The sequence below is a fragment of the Peptoniphilus asaccharolyticus DSM 20463 genome (assembly GCF_900176115.1).
Taxonomy (GTDB): Bacteria; Bacillota; Clostridia; order Tissierellales; family Peptoniphilaceae; genus Peptoniphilus; species Peptoniphilus asaccharolyticus.
Map to the genome: position 1 here is coordinate 964,357 of NZ_FWWR01000009.1, position 18,953 is coordinate 983,309.

At 30.5% G+C, this 18,953-nt stretch carries 20 protein-coding genes and 5 pseudogenes; 5 read left to right on the forward strand and 20 right to left on the reverse strand.

The features are described 5' to 3' along the window. Positions 1 to 234 precede the first annotated feature (234 nt). Positions 235 to 606: a plasmid mobilization protein gene (locus tag B8869_RS05620; RefSeq protein ID WP_084230694.1), complete on the forward strand. Its 372-nt coding sequence runs from the start codon at positions 235 to 237 to the stop codon at positions 604 to 606. 1 nt (position 607) lies between these two features. Then, a pseudogene (locus tag B8869_RS05625) lies at positions 608 to 760 on the forward strand (relaxase); the annotation flags it as partial. A gap of 226 nt (positions 761 to 986) precedes the next feature. Here B8869_RS05625 and B8869_RS12465 read toward each other — a convergent pair. From B8869_RS12465 to B8869_RS05670, 9 genes and pseudogenes are all read right to left on the reverse strand, one after another. Beyond that, positions 987 to 1,097: pseudogene (locus tag B8869_RS12465) on the reverse strand (type II toxin-antitoxin system mRNA interferase toxin, RelE/StbE family); the annotation flags it as partial. Positions 1,098 to 1,255: 158 nt separating this feature from the next. Continuing rightward, the gene (locus B8869_RS05635; protein WP_084230696.1) at positions 1,256 to 1,528 is read right to left on the reverse strand and encodes a type II toxin-antitoxin system RelB/DinJ family antitoxin; all 273 of its coding nucleotides are present in this window, start codon (positions 1,526 to 1,528) and stop codon (positions 1,256 to 1,258) included. Positions 1,529 to 2,023: 495 nt separating this feature from the next. Continuing rightward, positions 2,024 to 2,218 carry a hypothetical protein gene (locus B8869_RS05640; RefSeq protein WP_084230697.1) on the reverse strand — a complete coding sequence of 65 codons (195 nt, stop codon included), beginning with the start codon at positions 2,216 to 2,218 and terminating at the stop codon, positions 2,024 to 2,026. A 60-nt stretch (positions 2,219 to 2,278) separates the two neighbouring features. Then, complete coding sequence (locus tag B8869_RS05645; protein ID WP_084230698.1) at positions 2,279 to 2,458, reverse strand: hypothetical protein; 180 nt, start codon at positions 2,456 to 2,458, stop codon at positions 2,279 to 2,281. A gap of 636 nt (positions 2,459 to 3,094) precedes the next feature. After that, positions 3,095 to 3,742, reverse strand: coding sequence for a cupin domain-containing protein (locus B8869_RS05650; RefSeq protein ID WP_084230699.1), 648 nt, complete (start codon positions 3,740 to 3,742; stop codon positions 3,095 to 3,097). Position 3,743: 1 nt separating this feature from the next. After that, the gene (locus tag B8869_RS05655; RefSeq protein ID WP_084230700.1) at positions 3,744 to 4,547 is read right to left on the reverse strand and encodes an ABC transporter ATP-binding protein; all 804 of its coding nucleotides are present in this window, start codon (positions 4,545 to 4,547) and stop codon (positions 3,744 to 3,746) included. Then, positions 4,534 to 5,562 carry a FecCD family ABC transporter permease gene (locus B8869_RS05660; protein ID WP_084230701.1) on the reverse strand — a complete coding sequence of 343 codons (1,029 nt, stop codon included), beginning with the start codon at positions 5,560 to 5,562 and terminating at the stop codon, positions 4,534 to 4,536. The genes B8869_RS05655 and B8869_RS05660 overlap by 14 nt, the downstream gene beginning before the upstream one ends. Continuing rightward, the gene (locus B8869_RS05665; RefSeq protein ID WP_084230702.1) at positions 5,559 to 6,728 is read right to left on the reverse strand and encodes an ABC transporter substrate-binding protein; all 1,170 of its coding nucleotides are present in this window, start codon (positions 6,726 to 6,728) and stop codon (positions 5,559 to 5,561) included. Before B8869_RS05665 ends, B8869_RS05660 begins: the two co-directional genes overlap by 4 nt. After that, on the reverse strand, positions 6,729 to 7,487 hold the full coding sequence (locus B8869_RS05670) for a class I SAM-dependent methyltransferase (protein ID WP_084230703.1): 759 nt from the start codon (positions 7,485 to 7,487) through the stop codon (positions 6,729 to 6,731). It abuts the gene before it with no gap. 96 nt (positions 7,488 to 7,583) lie between these two features. Between B8869_RS05670 and B8869_RS05675 the strand changes: the two genes are divergently transcribed. The 3 genes and pseudogenes from B8869_RS05675 to B8869_RS12045 form a co-directional block, all read left to right on the forward strand. Continuing rightward, positions 7,584 to 8,177, forward strand: a complete 594-nt coding sequence (locus tag B8869_RS05675) for a Crp/Fnr family transcriptional regulator (RefSeq protein ID WP_084230704.1) — start codon at positions 7,584 to 7,586, stop codon at positions 8,175 to 8,177. Positions 8,178 to 8,483: 306 nt separating this feature from the next. Continuing rightward, positions 8,484 to 8,618, forward strand: coding sequence for a hypothetical protein (locus tag B8869_RS12220; RefSeq protein WP_268802059.1), 135 nt, complete (start codon positions 8,484 to 8,486; stop codon positions 8,616 to 8,618). A gap of 139 nt (positions 8,619 to 8,757) precedes the next feature. Then, positions 8,758 to 8,814 (forward strand): annotated as a pseudogene (locus B8869_RS12045) (hypothetical protein); the annotation flags it as partial. Between the two features lie 367 nt (positions 8,815 to 9,181). Here B8869_RS12045 and B8869_RS05685 read toward each other — a convergent pair. The 11 genes and pseudogenes from B8869_RS05685 to B8869_RS05735 form a co-directional block, all read right to left on the reverse strand. Next, positions 9,182 to 9,532 (reverse strand): hypothetical protein, encoded by a 351-nt coding sequence (locus tag B8869_RS05685; protein WP_084230705.1) that lies wholly within the window; start codon positions 9,530 to 9,532, stop codon positions 9,182 to 9,184. Between the two features lie 558 nt (positions 9,533 to 10,090). Continuing rightward, positions 10,091 to 11,716 carry a recombinase family protein gene (locus B8869_RS05695; protein WP_234989762.1) on the reverse strand — a complete coding sequence of 542 codons (1,626 nt, stop codon included), beginning with the start codon at positions 11,714 to 11,716 and terminating at the stop codon, positions 10,091 to 10,093. 72 nt (positions 11,717 to 11,788) lie between these two features. Next, the gene (locus tag B8869_RS05700) at positions 11,789 to 11,950 is read right to left on the reverse strand and encodes a hypothetical protein (RefSeq protein WP_019213949.1); all 162 of its coding nucleotides are present in this window, start codon (positions 11,948 to 11,950) and stop codon (positions 11,789 to 11,791) included. Positions 11,951 to 12,105: 155 nt separating this feature from the next. Then, positions 12,106 to 12,865, reverse strand: a pseudogene (locus tag B8869_RS05705) (phage replisome organizer N-terminal domain-containing protein). 86 nt (positions 12,866 to 12,951) lie between these two features. Next, positions 12,952 to 13,968, reverse strand: coding sequence for an ORF6N domain-containing protein (locus B8869_RS05710; protein ID WP_084230707.1), 1,017 nt, complete (start codon positions 13,966 to 13,968; stop codon positions 12,952 to 12,954). A gap of 105 nt (positions 13,969 to 14,073) precedes the next feature. Further along, positions 14,074 to 15,793 (reverse strand): annotated as a pseudogene (mobQ, locus tag B8869_RS05715) (MobQ family relaxase). A gap of 391 nt (positions 15,794 to 16,184) precedes the next feature. Then, the gene (locus B8869_RS05720) at positions 16,185 to 16,604 is read right to left on the reverse strand and encodes a hypothetical protein (RefSeq protein ID WP_084230708.1); all 420 of its coding nucleotides are present in this window, start codon (positions 16,602 to 16,604) and stop codon (positions 16,185 to 16,187) included. Positions 16,605 to 16,699: 95 nt separating this feature from the next. Further along, positions 16,700 to 17,323: an ABC transporter ATP-binding protein gene (locus B8869_RS05725; RefSeq protein ID WP_084230709.1), complete on the reverse strand. Its 624-nt coding sequence runs from the start codon at positions 17,321 to 17,323 to the stop codon at positions 16,700 to 16,702. After that, complete coding sequence (locus tag B8869_RS12470) at positions 17,324 to 17,659, reverse strand: hypothetical protein (protein WP_200805954.1); 336 nt, start codon at positions 17,657 to 17,659, stop codon at positions 17,324 to 17,326. Further along, positions 17,653 to 18,117, reverse strand: a complete 465-nt coding sequence (locus tag B8869_RS12475; RefSeq protein ID WP_200805955.1) for an ATP-binding cassette domain-containing protein — start codon at positions 18,115 to 18,117, stop codon at positions 17,653 to 17,655. The genes B8869_RS12470 and B8869_RS12475 overlap by 7 nt, the downstream gene beginning before the upstream one ends. Positions 18,118 to 18,129: 12 nt before the next feature. Continuing rightward, complete coding sequence (locus tag B8869_RS05735; protein WP_084230710.1) at positions 18,130 to 18,951, reverse strand: ABC transporter permease; 822 nt, start codon at positions 18,949 to 18,951, stop codon at positions 18,130 to 18,132. Positions 18,952 to 18,953: the final 2 nt, after the last annotated feature.

Here is an 18,953-nt window from a genome sequence, read left to right on the forward strand (position 1 = left end):
TAAAGTTGTTCTTACACGATTAGTATATGATCGATTAGTATATGAGCAAGCACAGTAAGTGTACGGACACTTACGAAAAAATTAATGGAGCAGACCTTTACGGTATGCTCCATTTTTTTAATTTTTACTTTGTACCCTCGCCTAATAGTTTCGACAATTCGAGCAAGCTCTCATTTGAAACTATTGGCTGGGGCAAACTTTTAGGGAGAACCCTAAGACCCCGAAATATATTTTATAAAGGAGAATAAAACGGCAAATAGATTTAGAAATAAAAGAATAGAAATAAAAGTAACTAAGGAAGAAAAGGAAGTTTTTGAAAAGAAAATAAAACTTGCAAACTGCAAAACTATGTCCCACTTTCTTAGAAAATGTGTATTGGAAAAAGAAATTTATGTAGTAGATTTAGAACCATTTAGAAACCTACAATGGCTACTTTCGAATGCAACAAATAATATAAACCAGATTGCAAAAGCTACTAATACAACTGGTGTTATATACAAAAATGAACTTGAATCTATGAATAAGCAGATAGAAAAATTATCAAGAGAAATATGGCAGATCCATACCCTACTTCTTAATAAATCAAAAGAAAGTTCTGGTGATTAGTATGGCAATTACAAAAATACATCCTATAAAATCAACTCTAAATTTGGCAATAGATTACATTACCAAGAGTGAAAAAACTGATGAAAAAATCTTGGTATCTTCATTCAAATGTCATCCATCTACTGCCCATATTCAATTTATGAAAACACGAAAGATCATATTCTATAGCATAGTTTGAAACAAAAAAGAAGTAGAATAATTCCACTTCTCTTTTACTTAAATTCTCTTGTCTATGATTTACCAAACAGTGTATGTTAAATTACATCTCATTAATTCTATTTGAAATAATTATCGCTGCATCAACAAGCTTATAAAACTTCAAATCTTCAATATACTTATTTTCAAGGTATAGGTCATAGAAGTCTCTCATTCGTATTATTTTACTTAAATAAATCTGAGTGTGAGCCAATTCTTACTAGAGATAATACTAAAACTTCTTCTATTTTTTCATATATCAACAAAAAATCTGGCTCTATATGACATTCTCGAGTTCCTTTGTAATTTCCGGTTAATGAATGATCTCTATATCTTTCATCAAGAGTTTCATCTTTTTGCTATCTTCTCAATAATATCAAAGAGCTTTTCAATATCTTTTCCTTGCTTTTTAGCCTGCTTTAGGTCTTTTTTAAATCTACTTGTAAACTTTATCTTATACTTCAAGGGCTTTACTCAAGTCATCCATATTATCATAGGATTTCACATTCGTATCTTTAGCTATTATTCTTCCTTCTTCTATAGCTTTTATAGTTTCATCATTTGGAATATCAAGTTTTAAATCAAAAGGAATACCGCTTTCTCTAATGCTTGCCCTTAAAAACATATTGATTGCAGTAGTCATATTTAAACCTAAACTGGAGTAGATTTTTTCTGCTGCTTCTTTTATTTCTTTATCTGTCCTTATATTCAAATTTGTTGTAGCCATTTCATCATCTCCTTTAGGATAAACATATAGGTTTATTCGTGCAACGTCAATACATTGTCATTATCCAATGGTTTTACATTTTATATAACATATATAACGATACCTTCTCCCTTTAATAAAAAAGAGCAGTATTTTAAGCTACTCTTGTAGAAAGTACAAAATGAGTTAATTATATTTTTTGTGTTTCCTCATACCAGTTGCAAAACAATTCTTATGTCCATATAGTTTTTTTGAGTCTTTTTGACGTATCCTTCTTCATCTTTTTAAAATACAAAATGCTTATAAAACTGCTTAAAATGCAAAATTTCTAAATTTACATCTTTTGTATCAACGCTATAGCTTCCATATGCCTTGAGACGCCATTATGAATGTCAACAGTAAAAGGAAATAAATCTAAAGTTATTATAGTAATAGGGAAAATATCATTATTTACATTCTATCATAGAAATACAAAGAGCCCGTAGTTTTTATCCTACGGACTAATAAATATTTCCTCTATAACTCAACTTCAGATTGAATTCTGGATTTGAATTCAACAACTACTTTATTATCAAATACGGTTATTTTTTCAATAAGTCTTCTAACCAGCGTATCTGAATACTCTGCAATGACCTGTGTCTGTTCTTCCAAAAAAGAAAACATATCATTTATTCTTTCCTGAAGTTCTATATTTTTAGCGACCTTAGTCATAATATCGTGTTTTTCTTTTCTAAGAGTAATGCTTTTATCTCCAATTTCATCGATTATTTTTTATTCCTTCCCTGCTTCAAGAAGTTTTACCTGTAGATCCTTTATCTTTATATCTAACTTTTCCAAACTTTCCTGTGAATCCTCATTTATAACTTCCTGAATAATCTTCATTAATATAGAAATAATTTCTTCTTTTTTATTAAATGTATCATTTACAGCAGTAAGCACTGTCGCCTGCAAATCTTCCTCTCTGATTGTTTTAGCAGGGCAATCAATTCCACTCGTTTTTTCAAAACCCTACTCACACACCTCCGCACCGTTGATTTGCACCCTCTGTTATTCCATTTTATTCTACGAAATATATCTCCGCAGTGGCCACAAAAAACTATACTGGATAAAGCATATTTTGAACTATAAACTCTCTTTTTATGACCGTTTAATATATTTGCTCTTCTGCTAATCTCCGCCTAGACTCTTAATAATACATCCCTATCAATAATTGCATCATGACTACCTTCCACATAATATTTTGGTGTAATACCGTTATTAATAACTCTCTTCTTTTCCAAAGTATTTAGTGTCCACTCTTTGATAAAATTTTTTTATTGGATTCTTTCTCTCTCTTAGTATTTAAATTAGTTATATAAAAAACCAACTGATAAAATAAAGGAATCTATGCATCATTTCTTGCACAGTTTAAGGAAAAATCTTTTTCTAAAAGATGATGCATTTGTAATGATTTTCATAAATACATTGTTTCAAAAAAAGACGAGGATTTTAGTTTCCTTGTCTTTTTTTCTACGCTAGGACTTTTGCAACAGCCCAATAGACCCAATTTTAAGTTTTAGATTTACGATAAAAAATCATTCAAGTTTTTTACTTATCTATAGATAAGATTAATAGCATTTTAAATCTTGTAATTGCAGTTACATTATGGGTTACATTTGCCGGAAATACTATTTGTTCTCCAGATTCAATCTCGATTTCTTTATCTCCAACAAGAAGCTTTGCCTTGCCCTCAAGTGCTATGACAAGAGCATCCCCAGGAGCCTTATGTGGTTTTAGGCCTTCTCCTGCATCAAAAGCCATTAGAAATACCTTAAACTCGTCTTTAGATACAAGATCAATATTTGCTATTGCTCCCTCTACATAATCTAAGTAATTAATTAATTTGATTTTCTTTCCTTTTTCAATATTTTTCATTTGATCCTCCTTTAAGTTAATAGCGATTTCTAAAAGTATACTTTTTTTATTTGTCTCTATTCCAAATAGTTTATTTTTTTCAAAAAGTATTAATTCGTTTTTTATGAGTTTTTCATTATTAAAGTTAATCTCACCTTTTAAAACAGTATATAATCTTTCCTCAGCATAAAATTCAGGGGAAATGTCCGTGTTTTGGTCAAGACTCATAAGTAAAATGTGAAAATCCTTCAAATCTATAAGTTTCTTGCTTATAGTTTGGTTTTCTCTTATGGGAATCATCCCTTCTGCCTTTAAGATTATTCCCTTACTAATATTTTTCATTTTAATCTCCTACTATACTAAGTGGAATAATTGTATTATAATATTTTTCATCTTTTTTTATTTTTTCAAGTATAACTTCTACCCCAAATGCTTCCCTTATATTTTCCTTGCAAATAATATCAGATGTTTTGCCAATTTTATACCTAGCATCTTTCATTAAAATCAAACACTTATCTGCTATTTCAAGAGCGTGGGCTGGGTAATGAGTATTTATAATAATACTAATCTTGTCTACCTTGGATAGTTTTTTGATTAATGAAATTATCTTAAGCTGATTTTTAAAATCAAGCCCACTTTCTGGCTCATCTAATATGATTAAACTTGGATCTGAAATTAAGGCTCTAGCTATTAGAACCATTTGAAGTTCACCTCCGCTCATCACAGAACATGACTTGTCTTTAAGATCTTCTATAGTCAGGCTATCCATTAAATATTCTGCCTTTTCATATTCTTTTACACAAGGTTTTGCAAAAGGCCCAAGTTTACTTGCAAGACCTAAAACCACCATGTCTATTCCAGAATATTCAAAAGAAAATGACCTTTTTTGAGGAACATAAGATATCTTAGACCATAAGTCTCTTCTACTAATATTTGAAATATCTTTTCCATCCATAAAACTCTTTCCTAGTTTCCATTTTTCAAAATCACATATACATCTTATAAGGCTAGTCTTGCCAACTCCATTGGGGCCTAAAATAGATAAAACCTGACCTTGATCCAAACAAAAAGATAAATTATTAAATAATACATGATTTTTATCATAATAAAATCCTGCATCTTTGACTTCTAATTTAATTGAAACCACCCCCTGTTTTTCTAATTAGGCTTATAAAAATTGGAGCACCTATAATTGCTGTAAGGACTGAAATAGGTAATTCTATTACAGAAACCGTCCTTGATAAGGCTTCTATTAATACCATTAGGCTTGCTCCTAAAGATATACTAAAGGGGAGGGTATGGGTGTTGTTTGCGCCCACCATCATCCTTGCCATGTGGGGAATTATCAAGCCAATCCAACCAACTTGACCACACATTGATATGGATGAAGCTGTAATAAGAGTGGATGCAAATATGAAAAGAAGCCTAGTTCTTTTGACATTTACACCAAGACTCTTTGCTTCGTCTTCTGAAAGGCTCATAATATTTAATCTAAAAATCAAAAGTCTAATCAAAATTATACCAAAAATTATTAGGGGAGCTGAAAGCACCAAGTTTTTGTAAGATGATCTTGCAAAAGAACCCATAAGCCAATAGCTAATTGCTGGCAATTTGTCTGTAGGGTCAGCTGTATATTTTAATAAGGATGCTAAGGCGTTTGTTAAGGAAGAAACTACCAGACCTGCTAAGATAAGCATTATTGTCGATGACCTAGTCCTAGTCTTGCCTATATATAGGGTTAATACAACTCCAATTAATCCAAATACTAAAGCTAAGGCTTGGATGGATAGTGTTGAAAGTGATAGAAGTATGCCGATTACAGCTCCTAGGCTTGAAGCTGAACTAACACCTAAAATATCTGGAGTTGCCAAGGGGTTTGAAAAAACCCCTTGAAAGGCAAGACCAGCAGTGGAAAGACCAGCTCCGACTACTAAACCTGTAATAATTCTTGGTAATCTTACATTTATTATTACTGATTTAAGCATAGGATCATAATCTTTTCCTCCTAGATAAGCATTGAAAAAATCAATGATCTGCCCTAGACTAAGTGGCATCCTACCAATAGCAAGCGCCAAAATGCTGATTAATATGGGTAGACTTATGAGAATTATATATGAGTTTGCTTTTATTTTTTTATCTTTAATAAAGATTTTTTTTATCATATAGAAAACATATCCTCAATTTGTTCATCTGTTAATTCATATCCATACCATTTTTGATAATATTCTTTAATCATAGACTTAAGGTCATAGTCTTTAAATTCTTCAGGATAGGTTGATTTTGCAAGCCAAGCTAGGACAAGTGGTCCATCTGGATTTGGTGTAAACCAATTCCACATTCCAAGTTTTGTGTTATAAACTTTCTTATCCTTAACTGCTTTCATATTTGAAAAATCTATACCTTCTACTGAATTTGCAAATACATCTTTTGTTGTAATATCAAGAAGACCAGGACCGTCAAGATACAGTATATCTGGATTCCATTGATAAATTTGTTCTACAGAAACTTTAGCAAAACCTTTTGCTTCATCAGCCAAATTTTTGACACCAATTCTCTTTAGCCAAAAATCCCCAAACACTCCCTTACCGGCAACCATTGGTACACCTTGAGTATATTTCCATAAAATCATGCCGGTTGGTTTTTTATTATCATCTATTTTTCCTATCCTGTCTTCAACATCTTTTACAATTTCTTGACCTGCTTTTATAAAGTCATCTGTTTTTCCACTTTCACCAAATACATCTTCTAGAAGTTTTAACCATTGTGTGTATCTATCTATTGGGTCAGCTGGTCCATTTGTACCAACAGTAGCAAAGCCTACACATGGTATGCCCGTTTTAGATAAGGCTTCATAATGTTCTTTATTTGAAGCATTATAAAAAATAACATCTGGTTTAAGCTTCATTATTTCCTCAATATTTATGTCAGATTGAGCTTGAACAGTATTTTGACTATCAAGAAGTTCTGGAGCTATATCCTTTAATACTGTATTTGAAATTACTTGCTTAAGTGAACCAGCATATCCTACTATATATGGAGCCTTTCCATGATGATAAGCCATATAAGTAGATAAAATAGGAATCTGATCTATTACTATTCTTTCAACTTTCTCTGGAACTTCTACCTTATTACCTGCGTGGTCTGTGATTGTCCTTGTTTTTTTATTTTCATCCTTAGTTTCTTCTGTCTTTTCTTCCTTTTTCTCAGTTTGAGTCACTTCCTTGCTTTCTGATTTTTGTTCAGTTTTTGTATTGCCACAAGCAGTAATGCCTGTTAAGGCAAACACTGTCAGACATAAAATTAATGATATTTTTTTAATAGCTTTCATCTAATCCTCCTTTTTACTTGCTAAAACTATATAAGAATTTTTTGTGCTTTTAGACCTCTCTAACATTTTTGTAAATCTATCCCTATTTTCTTCTGCATAGGCTCTTTTATAAAAATTTGCAGCCCTAACTGGTCCCTCATCTTTTATGATTGTATCCCTGTCTAAGAGAATCATCCTACCGGTCCTTTGTGAAAAAGGTCTAAAAGAGTTTTCTATAAGCAATTTATTCCAATTTTCTACGGTTAGAGGATACACATCCATGTTTGTAAATTTTGAAAGTTGCCTTCTTATATCTTCACTTTCATTTTCCACTGCCACATCATGAGTTAATAAATAGCCACCTTTTTTTAAAACCTTGTGATAATTTTTAAGAGCCTTTGCTTTTTCTTCATTTGGAAGCATGGTAAGCATTGCCTCATTAATTATTAAATCAAATGTTTCATCCTCAAAATCCAACTTTAAGGCATCCATATTTATAACTTCAATTTCTTTGTCTAAGCCTAGAAGCTTTATATTCTCTAAGGCTTGGTCTATGACAATTTGGTCATTGTCTATGCCTATTATTTTGCATTTATACTTAGTATAAACTCTTATTAGGTTATCTCCTCTATTGCAAGCAACTTCTAAAACTTGCATATCTTTATCAATCTGTACCTGATCAAGTAACCAATCGGTCATAAGACCTCCACCTGGTCTGAGTCTTGTTCTTCCAAGCATCTTTAAAAAATCATGTCCAAAAATAATTTTACTTTTATCCATTTTTCCCTCCTTCTTGATAATAATTATCACTGCGTTTATAATAATATCATAGATGATTTTTATTGCAGTTGCAAAAACAACAAAGAGGGGGATTTTATGGAAAAAATTATTGTCAAAAGTAAATTATTTTATGGTTTAGACGAAAGTACTATACACCACATACTTTCTTGTATTGATTATAAAACTTTAATTTTTAATAAAGGCGAATATCTATATGATTTTTCTAAGGGCTTTAAAGCAGGTATACTTTTAAATGGAAGAATTGATTTATCTACAATCGATGATGATAAGGAAATTATAGATAGAATTTATGAGGCTTCAGATTCTTTTTCTTTAAATTTTTCCTCCCTAACTGATAGATTTATGGTTGCAAAAAAAGATTCTAAAGTTTTGACACTTGATGTTAACGAAATCTTTGAAAAAAATAAAAGGGCTTGTTCAAGCAGACCGATTTTCATGGAAAATATTATAAAATTGTATAATGAGCAATTTGCATACTTAACCTACAAATTAGATATATATTCTAAGCCTAAGATTAGGGAAAAAATTAATAAATATATAGATAAGTATGGTAAAGACTCCTTGTTTTCTAATAAATTATCCAGAGAGGATTTGGCAAAATTTTTAGCTTGTAATAGATCTGCCCTTTCGAGAGAGTTATCTCTTATGAAAAAAGAGGGATTAATATAAAATCATCATTCTTAGGATTGGCTAATATAAACAAAATTCATAAAAGATCAGTTCTAAGAAGCTATTGTCTTATTTTAAACCCACATGCTATCTTTAGCTCTTCAATAAACAAATCTCCATATTGCATTAATTTCTTTTATCCTACCTTTCAAAGATTTCTTTTTGGTAATGTTAAAGATTATATATTTGTACTAATGTTTTATATTCTATAGTATGTAAAATTAAATGCAGCACAAGTAATAAATAAAAACTCATTCTAACTTCGTGTAAAATTTAATAAATACAAAAATATACACGGAATTAAATATGAGCTACCACTATTCTACAGTAACCAAAAAGCTTAAAAGATGTAAAACTGAATATAAATCTTACACAACAGAAAAAGATAAAAGGTATAAATTTTTATTTGTAATAAGAAAATTAAACCAACAAATTAAATAAGCTGTAACCAAAGCCTCAACAGAAGATTTAGCTTTAACAATTCTATGCATCTTTTAAGAAAAATGGGATGAAAAATATCTAATGTATGTAAGCTCTTGAAAAAACCTGGGCTGAATTATCTACATATTTCAAATACCCAGAAGGAATAAGAAAACTAATATATACAACAAACGCCATGGAAAATTTCAATAGGTAACTAAGAAAAGTAACTAAAAACAAAACCATCTTTCCAAATGACTATGCTCTACAAAAAAGCCTGTATCTATCAATGGTAGATGCTTCAAGCAAGTTGACAAGTAAAATACGTAGTTGGGATCAAATCTTATCACAATTATCAATATTTTTTGAGGAGAGGTTTTAGCTAAGTTAAAAATAGAGTATGAAATCTGCTGTAAATTTTCATTAAAAATTGACAGTTTATTAAAGTTGTGTAAAAGCAAGACAAGCTCCATTATTATAGGAATGGATAGGAATTGATACATAAAAAATGTATTAACCCTTACCCTTATATCAGGATTTAGGTTAATACACAAAATTATTTACAGACCCTTTTTCTGATTCGGTTAAGCCTTTGGTTTGTTTTTTGCCTTTTCTTTTAGGTCCATTAAATCTTTAACAAGATATTTTTCGGCAAAAAGCTGAACTAAGAACTCATATTCATAGTAACCTTCTTTGTCTTTTATATCCTCAACTCTTACTACTAAAAGATTGTTTAAGATTGAACTGCCTGGGATTATAAATTGTTTGTCAATTTCATCCCTCATTTCGATTTCTTCTAAGAAGTTCTTTAATCCTTCATCTACCTTAATCACTACAGGCTTATAGCAATCCTCATCTTTAACTTCATAAAAAACTTCTTTGGCGATAATACCCAATTCTTCTTTAGTTGTTAAAATTTTACATTTTACTATCATACTTCTCCTACTTTTAAATTAATCTTCTTAGGTGGTATAAGAAGTACGTATATTTTAAATCTTAAATCTTCTAATGTCTTAATTTTAAAATTCTCAATTTTAGATATTATTTAAATCATTCCAAAATACTCTAAAGCATTTTCTATTGCCTTTTCTTTTTCTTCTGGACAATTTGGCACTCTTTGATTTTCTTTCTTGCTAATATTGTAATTTTTTCTTTCTATTAGGCCATATTTATCTATTACAAACTTTTTAATTTCTCAATAAGTTGCATCTTTTGAAAAGTCAATTTCTGACAATTCATTTTCTCCGATTTCTATATCTAAGTGATGTTCTGTGTTTAGTTTGGACAATAGAGCTACCTTCTCAACTAACGGAATAGTTGGTTTGGTCATTATGCCAAACAGTTAAATTAAGCGACTTCATGTCGCACCCAAAGGTAGGCATCAAATGTATTTTCCGTAACATAACGATAAATATTTACTTTCTCATTTTCGTTTCCCTGTCTTACAATTCTACCTGCTCTTTGCTCTAAGTCTGGTGAGTAGTCCGAAGTGGTCAATTTAATTTACCTATAAACTTGTAGTGAATTTCAACCTTTTGACTGATTTGTCCGTCTATTTCTTCCTTGTCATAGACATATATTTTATCTATAACTTGATTTAGAATATATCTGTTTAGCGATTTTATCTTAGCGTACTTGCTAATATTATCCATGAATTTTTTGTAGTTATCTTCAGTTTCTAAAGATACTTCTATATCGCCCTCTAAGACCTTGATTTCCTCGATTAACTTGTCTTGTTTTTTAGATATGCTCACATTCATCAAATTGAAGTTTCTTTCGGTTATATTTCCCTCTAACCTATCTTCATATAACTGTTCGTAGCTTCTATCTAATTCTGCTAACTGGTTCTTTTTAATCTCCAGCTTATTAGATATTTCCTTTCCCTCGTCAATTTTTTCTACTTCAATCTTTTCTATTATCTTTTCTACAAAGTCTTCTTTAGCAGATAGTGCCATATTTCCATGATACCCAATATCTTCAAGAACAATGTTGTACAAATCTCTTGCATTTATTCTATGTGATGAACAAGCATTTATTCCATGCTTTTTATAGCTTGAACAAGAGAAATGAACAAAATCCATTGTTTCTTTTTTATTTAGCCTATAATCTGCCTTTGGTGTGAGTGCATAGCCACAAGTAGGGCATTTCACTAAACCTTTGAAGATATTATCATAGGTAATACCGCTTTTATTATTACACTTTCTCTTATCAATCATATCCTGTACCTGTTTCCATACTTCCTCACTGATAATTCCCTCATGGGTATCTCTTACAAGGATATATTCGTCCTTTGGAATATATAACCTTTTGGAAGTTTTAAATGATAGAGTAGGTCTTTTGTTTCTTGCCATATTCCCACAATAGACTGGATCTCGCAAAACATTTAACACCATTCTATGTGACCATTGATATTTATTTTCTTCTGTTAGTCCATAAAGCTTTTCAGCATTTTCAACAAAAGCACTTGGTCTTGGAATTTTTCTATTCATCAACTCCTGGCTAATAAGTTGAGTACCCTTACCCTCTAAACACAATTTATAAATGAGTTCTATTATAGGTTTAGTTTTCTCATCTATGATTAATCTGCGTTTATTATTAGGGTCTTTTAGATAACCAAATGGAGCTTTAGATCCTATATATGTTCCCTCTCTCATTCTGCTTTGAATTGCACTTTTAACTTTCTTGGAAGTATCCTTTGCGTACATTTCATTTAGAATGTTTTTAAATGGCATAATATCATTTTGATTGCTATTTAATGTGTCTATACCATCAGTTATTGCAATATATCTTATATTCTTTTGTGGAAAGTACATTTCGATATATGCTCCACTTTGAAGATAGTTTCTTCCTAACCTTGATAAGTCTTTTGTTATAACACAATTTATTTTTCTGTTTTCAATATCAGTAATCATCTTTTTAAATGATGGTCTTTCAAAGTTTGTACCCGAATAACCATCATCTACATAATAATCATAAATAGCGATACTGTTACTTTCTGCATATTGTTTTAACATTACTTTTTGTGACCATATACTCATACTCTCAACTGAGTTTCCATCGTCTTTTGATAGTCTACAATAAAGTCCTGCTACATATTTTTTAGTCCTGCCCAATTTCAATCTCCTTTCCCTAAACAGGACTATCTCAATAATTTAATTACACTAAAATACTCCCGTTTAATCAATCATTACTTACGCTTGCGTTTGTTTGTTTTCTCTATCTTTTTCTAAGTTTCTTTCAACTACATGCTCGATAATATCTTCAAATACTTCTTCAATCGGCTTTTTCCCTACATATACTCGCTTTATTTCATAGTTGATTTTTCCACTTCGTTTTTTCTTTTTTAATTCCATATAATTCCTCCCTTTTGTTGCAATAAAAAAAGACGATTAGATTTTTAATTTTCTAATCGCCTTTTAAGTGTCATATTTATATTTTTTTATCTCTGGCATACTTTGATACCTTTTTAGACTTAAAGTCTTTAATAGTGGCTTTCCACCTCTTTTATCTATAAAGATTCTCCTACATCATAGTTCATTTTTTTATTTCCTCCTTGATGTCTTAGTTTATCTTTATCTTCTTCATACCAATTTAAGATTGTTGCATAGTGGTTTTGGTAGATCTTTCCACTGCTTTTCATGTATCTTGATAGTTTATTTATCATTATTTCTGTGTGTGAGTTTAATTTTTCTTTTAGATTTTTATATTCTTCTTTGCTTAGTCTTACATTTTTGTATTCTCCGTAAAAAATGGGGGTGGACTTTTTATCTTTTTCTATCTCTCCCTCTCTCTTTATCTATATCTATATCTTTATCTATATCTATATCTTTCTCTATCTCTATCTCTCCGTTGCACTTTTGTTGCTTGTATGTTGCATTGGTGTTGCATTGCAACATTTTTAATTCTCTAGACTTTCTTGAACGCCTTGTAGAAGCTGTTTCTGAGCCTATAAGGTTTGGTATTTCCGTTAGGAAATATTTATCATTTTCAGCAACCACTTCCATTAAGTTCTGAGCTACAAGATAGTTTACTGTAACCATTACATCATCTTCCGTTTCATCAATGGTTAGTGCAAGTTCCTTTACAAAGTCGGTTTCCACTCCATCATAATATAGCTTTCCTTTGTCTTTTAAGCTTAACAGCAAGAGTTTGAGATAGATAATTGTATAAGTATCTCCTCCGGATATTCTCCTTAATTTTTTTATTCTCTTGTCTGTAAAGAAATCTTCTTTTAGTTTTAACCAAAAATATCTTCTATTTTCTGCCATTTATTCCTGCCTTTCTTCAAATAAAAAAGACGATAGATTTTTACTTCTACCGCCTTGTGCAAATTTTATGTTTTTAAACGTACATATTAAATTTTCAATTCTTTATTGTTTAGCATTATACTAAACATTGTGTGATACATATCTTTTGATATTTCTTCTATTTTGGTAATACTTGATATTTTATTTCCTGCGTCTTTTGATGAAGCTCCACAAAGATAAAAGGCTTCATTGTCTGTTCCATAGTCAATGGCAATATACCTATCGTGATATTTTTTCCCTGCAACTTTCATCTTAAGATTGATATTAGGATAATCTTTTCTAAAATCATTTAGGATATTTTTAGTAAGCATATCCTTATTTTTCACATTATCGCTAAAAACTATTATTTCTACACTAGCTTTTGCAGCCCTAAGAAGTTCTAATGTTTTCAGTCCGATATAGTTATCTATAACATAAATACTTTTCTTTGCAGACTTATATATCTTAGTATAGGCAAGGTCAGCTTCAATTTTATCTCCATTCATCAACAGAAAGTGCTTGTATGTGTCCGGATCTATAAAATTATCCATAACCTTTTTCAAATCTTCTTTTGTTGCTAAAGTATTGATCTTATCCCCTAACTTTGCTATTTCCTTTGAATGTTCCATAATATCATTTGTGTTCTGATTAGTCTGTACTGCAATTTGTACTAATTCTTTTGAGCCAATAAAATCTTGGTTTTCAATAATAAAGTCTTTCATCTGCTTAAACATTCGTATTAAAGCCTTGCTTTGCTTAACAGCAAGTTCTCCCCTTAATACAGTCATAAGCATATAGATTCCTTGTTCCGTAAAGGCATAAGGCAATTTTCTACGACCGCCCCAACTTGATGTCGATTTTTTCGACATCAAGTTTTCAAACTCTGCCTTAGTCAATTGGAACATAAAGTCTTCATCAAATTTTTCAGCATTATTTTTTACTTGTTCGTTAAATCTTGTAGTCGTATACCCATATATTTCAGCAAGTTCAAAATCTAGCATGACCTTTTGATTTCTTATATAGTAAATCTTATTTTTCATTGTAGTTTCATCTATCACTACAATTTCTCTATTTTGTTCAGCCACAAAATGCACCGCCAATATATTTTTAAGTCAACAGCCTGTTGACCTTTTTTATCATAATAACCACAGACTAATTGATACAATTATACCAAAAATATATGCTTTTTTCTATCTCTCAGTTTCCTTATGGCTATGGTCTTTCTTTTTATAATGCTCTTTTGCCCATGCCTTTTGTCTATCTTCTTTTTCAATCTGCTTTTGGAATTTTTCTAACACCATCTTAACACTTGGCTTTTCTCCTCTTACGATTGCCTTTTGGTAGGCTATCTCTATTTCAATATTGATGTCTATATCAAATTCTTTGTTTACTTCTCCTACAAGATATTTAATATGGTTAATCTGGTCTACTTCTTTTTTAATATCTTTCTGATAAAAGCTCAGGTGGGATATTTCTGTTTGTAAGTCTGATTTAATTTTTTCCCATTTCTTTATTTCAATCGTTTCACTTCCGGTAAGTTTTTTCACAATGGCTTTTGCTCTTTTATATTCATCTATTTCCTCTTTATGAGAATGATAGTATTCTTCTTTACTCGCTCCGGCTATTTTACTGAAGATTGAATTATCAGCTCCTTTGTATTTATCATAGACCATTTTGTTTTCTTTTATGATTTTTGCCTGTTTCATTAAGGTATCAATATTCTTAATGGCTTTATTGCAATCAGAAATTTTATCTTTGTTATTTTTTAGCTTTATAGCGACCTCATCTTTCTTTAACTGTATATCCAAGATGGTTTTCAAGTTGTTATTTCTCATAAAGGCTAAGGCGTGCATATGTTTATTACTATCAAAGTGTTCTTTTCTTTCTCTATTGTTGTAGCTTAAATTCTTAGACAGTTCCTTTTGTATTCTATAATAGGTTTCAATATAGGAATAAACATCAAAAAGGTCATGGGATAGATTATATTCTTCCTGTTTTTCAATAGAATATTTCCCCATAGCACTTTTTACTTTCCCCCATAGGCTGATGAAAAACTCTTCTGCTTCTTTTAGTTCTGCCTTTAATTTTTTAAATTCTTTATTGATGGCTATGATAAGTCTGTTTCTATTTCCTCTTTCGGTTTTTATTCCTTTTTTCTCCATTTGATAGCTTGCTGTTCCTAAATGTATTTGTGGCAGTTCTTCTCTTCCTTGTTCTTCAAAGGTGCGTGGATCTATTCTTTTATCTATATGATTTTTCTCTAAATATTCATTTGCCTTTTTAGAAAAGTTTTCTCTCCACTTTTTTGCCTTATCAGGTTCATTCCAATCATTTAGATTTACTTTTCTTGATTTATAGTTTCCACTTTTTAATTTTATCTTTTCTCCGTTTTCATCAAGGATATATTCTTTTCTGCATTTGGGTTTCCATTTTCCATGTTCATCAATTTCTCTAAGTGTAAGTAAGATATGGGCATGAGGTTGTTCTTCATTATCGCTTGCTAAAGGATTATGGATATTACAATCTGCTATCATTCTTTTAGAAGTAAAATTTTCTTCAATAAATTCACTGATGAGTTTTATCCTATCTTCTTGATTTAATTCTCTTGGAAGTGTAAAAAGTAAATTTCTTGCAAGCTGTGTAGTTTTTGTCTTTTCTCTTATTTTTTCTACTTCATTCCATAAATATTCCCTGTTTGAAATTTTTAGGAATATGTTCAGGCAGAAATATTTTTGAAAATACAAGGTCTTCTTTTTTAGAATAGTCATGAACTTTTCCATAGTGTTCATCGTTTAATTTATCTCTTGCATTATATGCAGCTTTTGCAATTACGCTTGCTCCTTTTGACCTTGTGACTATATCTACATGGGTATGCAGATTTTTTATTTCCAATATCATCACTCCTTTCATTGCTTATATTTGTGCATAAGAAAAGCAGATAGATTTTTCTTAATATCTTTCTATCTGCTACTCTTTATCTAATATTGAATTGTTATTTTTAATATCTTTATGATTGTAGGTATCTTCGCTCCCTTTTTCAAAGGGCGCAAAGATACACCGACTACATTCGGTGCTTTGCGTTCTGCCGAAAGCTTGTCGCACAGCTCAAGGAAATAAAAACGCTAAAGCATTTTTATTTGTTCAAGGGGACTACTCCCCCTTAACCCTCTGTAAACTTTGTTTCTTACTGATTAGAAATCAATAAAAAAGCAAAGTGTTTCTCTTTTCTACACTTTGCATAATCAATTTTCGTATTCCATTTTCATAAAGAGACTACTCCAATTTTATATTTTTATCTTTTTTAATCTTCGCTTTCTAAAAACTTATCTTCGATATTGGTATCGGTAGTTTTAGCTTCTGCATACTCTAAGCCGGCATTTTCATCATTTGGATTTTCTGTTTTCTCAACTTCTGTATTGTCGATTTCCTGTTCCCTCAAATGAATTTCTGTAAGCTCTTTTAATTTTTCTCTATTCCTGTTATCCGATAATACATAGTCTAAAAAGGCATAAATTAGATCATTATCTGTATCTTCTTGCCTTCCTGTAATTTCTCTTTCAAAGGCTTCAAACACTCCACCTTTTTTCACTTTTCTTTGTGTATCTGCACTTCTTTTAAGTTTGCTTATCTTCTGATTCAGTTGCTTGGCTCTATTTTGTGCCTTCTCAATTTTATTATTTTCTTTTTCCAGTTGTTCAATTGCTTTTTCTAATTCTTTCATTGTAGTTCCCTCCATTTCTATTTTTTTACATTGAAAAAGGCTAAATACCTTTTTCGGATAAATAGCCTTTCATAATAACTCACTCTATATTCAATTTACTTCTTTAAATTTACCAATTCATTTGTTTCCATATACAAACATTTATCACATAATTTTTCAATCAGTGTTTTTTCATGACTTATTATTATTAATCCTATATTTCTTTCTTTACAAATTTTTATTAGATTTTTCCAGATGAATGCTTGAGTAATTCCATCAAGCATCGTTGTCATTTCATCAGCAATGATATATTTAGTTTTTGGATTCAAGGCTCTAACAATTGAAAATCTTTGTAATTCCCCTCCAGATAACTCTATAGGGTATCTTTCCAACCATTCATTTTTGATGCCGAAAGCATCCAAAATATCTTTTTCAGGTTTGTAGCTTTCTTCAAGTATATCTTTCATTCTCCATAGAGGATTCATTATTTTTTCAGGATGTTGATATATAAGTTGTATCTCTCTAAACTCATTGTATTTGTGTTGTTTCCCATCAATAAGTATTTCCCCTGTAATAGGTTGGTAAAAATCCGCTAATATCTTTGATAAACTTGTTTTCCCACATCCACTGTAACCAAAAATCCCCAATATTTCTTCTGAAGCAACTTCAAAATTTATATTTTGAAATATCCACCTACCTTTTTCATAATAAAATCCTAAGTCTTTTACTATAATTGACATCTATTTCACCTCCAAAAAACTGTTTTGAGGTAAAGAACACCATAATCGTCTTGAATATTCTTCTCTAAGACTCTCTCCATCTCCTGAAAAATAACTACTTGGTGCTGTTTCAATTGTTTTTCCATCTTTAAAAACAGTTATATAATCTGCAATTTTTACTGCTGAAATAATATCATGCGTTATAAACATGACACCTATTCCATCATCGGCAAACTCTCTCAATTGTTTTAAAACTGTATCTAAAGCTGATTGATGAATTCCCGGAGTTGGTTCATCTGCAATAATAAGTTCAGTTTGTTCTCTTATACAAGTAGCAAATAAAATTCTTCTTAGCATACCTCCTGATAATTGATAAGGATATAATTCACCGTCATTTTTTTTAGTCCAAATTTTTCAAATAATCTTTCCTGAACTTCTTTTCGTTGCAATGAATTATAAGGTAATCCTATTTTTACCTGATTTTTAACTTTCATTGTTGGATCTAAATAATTTACAGATTGTGGTATAAAGGCTATTTTACTGCCACGATATTTATTTATTGTTTTTTTATTTAATACCTCATTATGATAGTGTAATGCCCCACTTACTATAGCATTAGGCGGTAGTATATGCATAATGGCATGAGCTAAAAGACTTTTACCTGATCCACTTGCCCCTACTATGGCAAGTATTTCCCCTTTATTAATCTTAACATTTAAAGATTCTATAGGAGTACTAAAAAACTTTTTTAGTCCTCGACCATATTGTTCAAATGAAATAGATAAATTTTCCACTTCTAATATTGTTTCACTCATACTAAACCTCCACTATAAATATCTTGTTTTAGGATTATTTAAAATTCTTAATGACTCTCCAATATTATCAAAACATTTCACTAATATAATTAGTGCTAAACCCGGTAAAACTACTAGCCACCAATTTCCTAAAGAAATATGTTTAGCTGCTTCGGAAAGTATAATCCCTATAGACGGTTTTTCAGCTGATAATCCAAATCCCAAGAAAGTCATTGAAGCTTCATGCAAGATGACATGAGGAAACAGCAATACAAATCCTATAAATATTTGTGGAAAGATTATTGGTAAAATATGTTTTCTAACGATAAACCATCTGTTTTTCCCCATATTTTTAGATAAAATTATATATTCTGCATTTTTTATATTGTAAACTTCATTTCTAATAACTCTCGTAAGAGCCGGCCAGTGTGTAATTGCAGTCGCAACAATTACTCCTGTAGATCCTTTACCCAATGCAAATGAAATCAAAATCATAAAAATCATATGTGGCATACCAATAAACATATCAACAATAAACATAATTATTTTATCAATTTTTTTGCTCCCAAGTGCTGATAAAATTCCAAATACAACAGCTATTATCACACCTATTGCAGCTCCTATTACTCCCACATATAATGAAAATCTAAGTCCTTTTATAGTTCTTACAAACATATCTCTTCCTAATGAATCTGTTCCAAAAATAAAAGTCGCAGAAGGTTGCAGGTTTTTTAAATTATTATTTGTTGCTAATCCGCTATTGCTTAAACTTATGCTCAAAAGTAAAACAGCCCCTATAATTATTACAGAAAAGAAGAGTGATAATATAACTTTTATTCTAGCATCTAATTTCATAC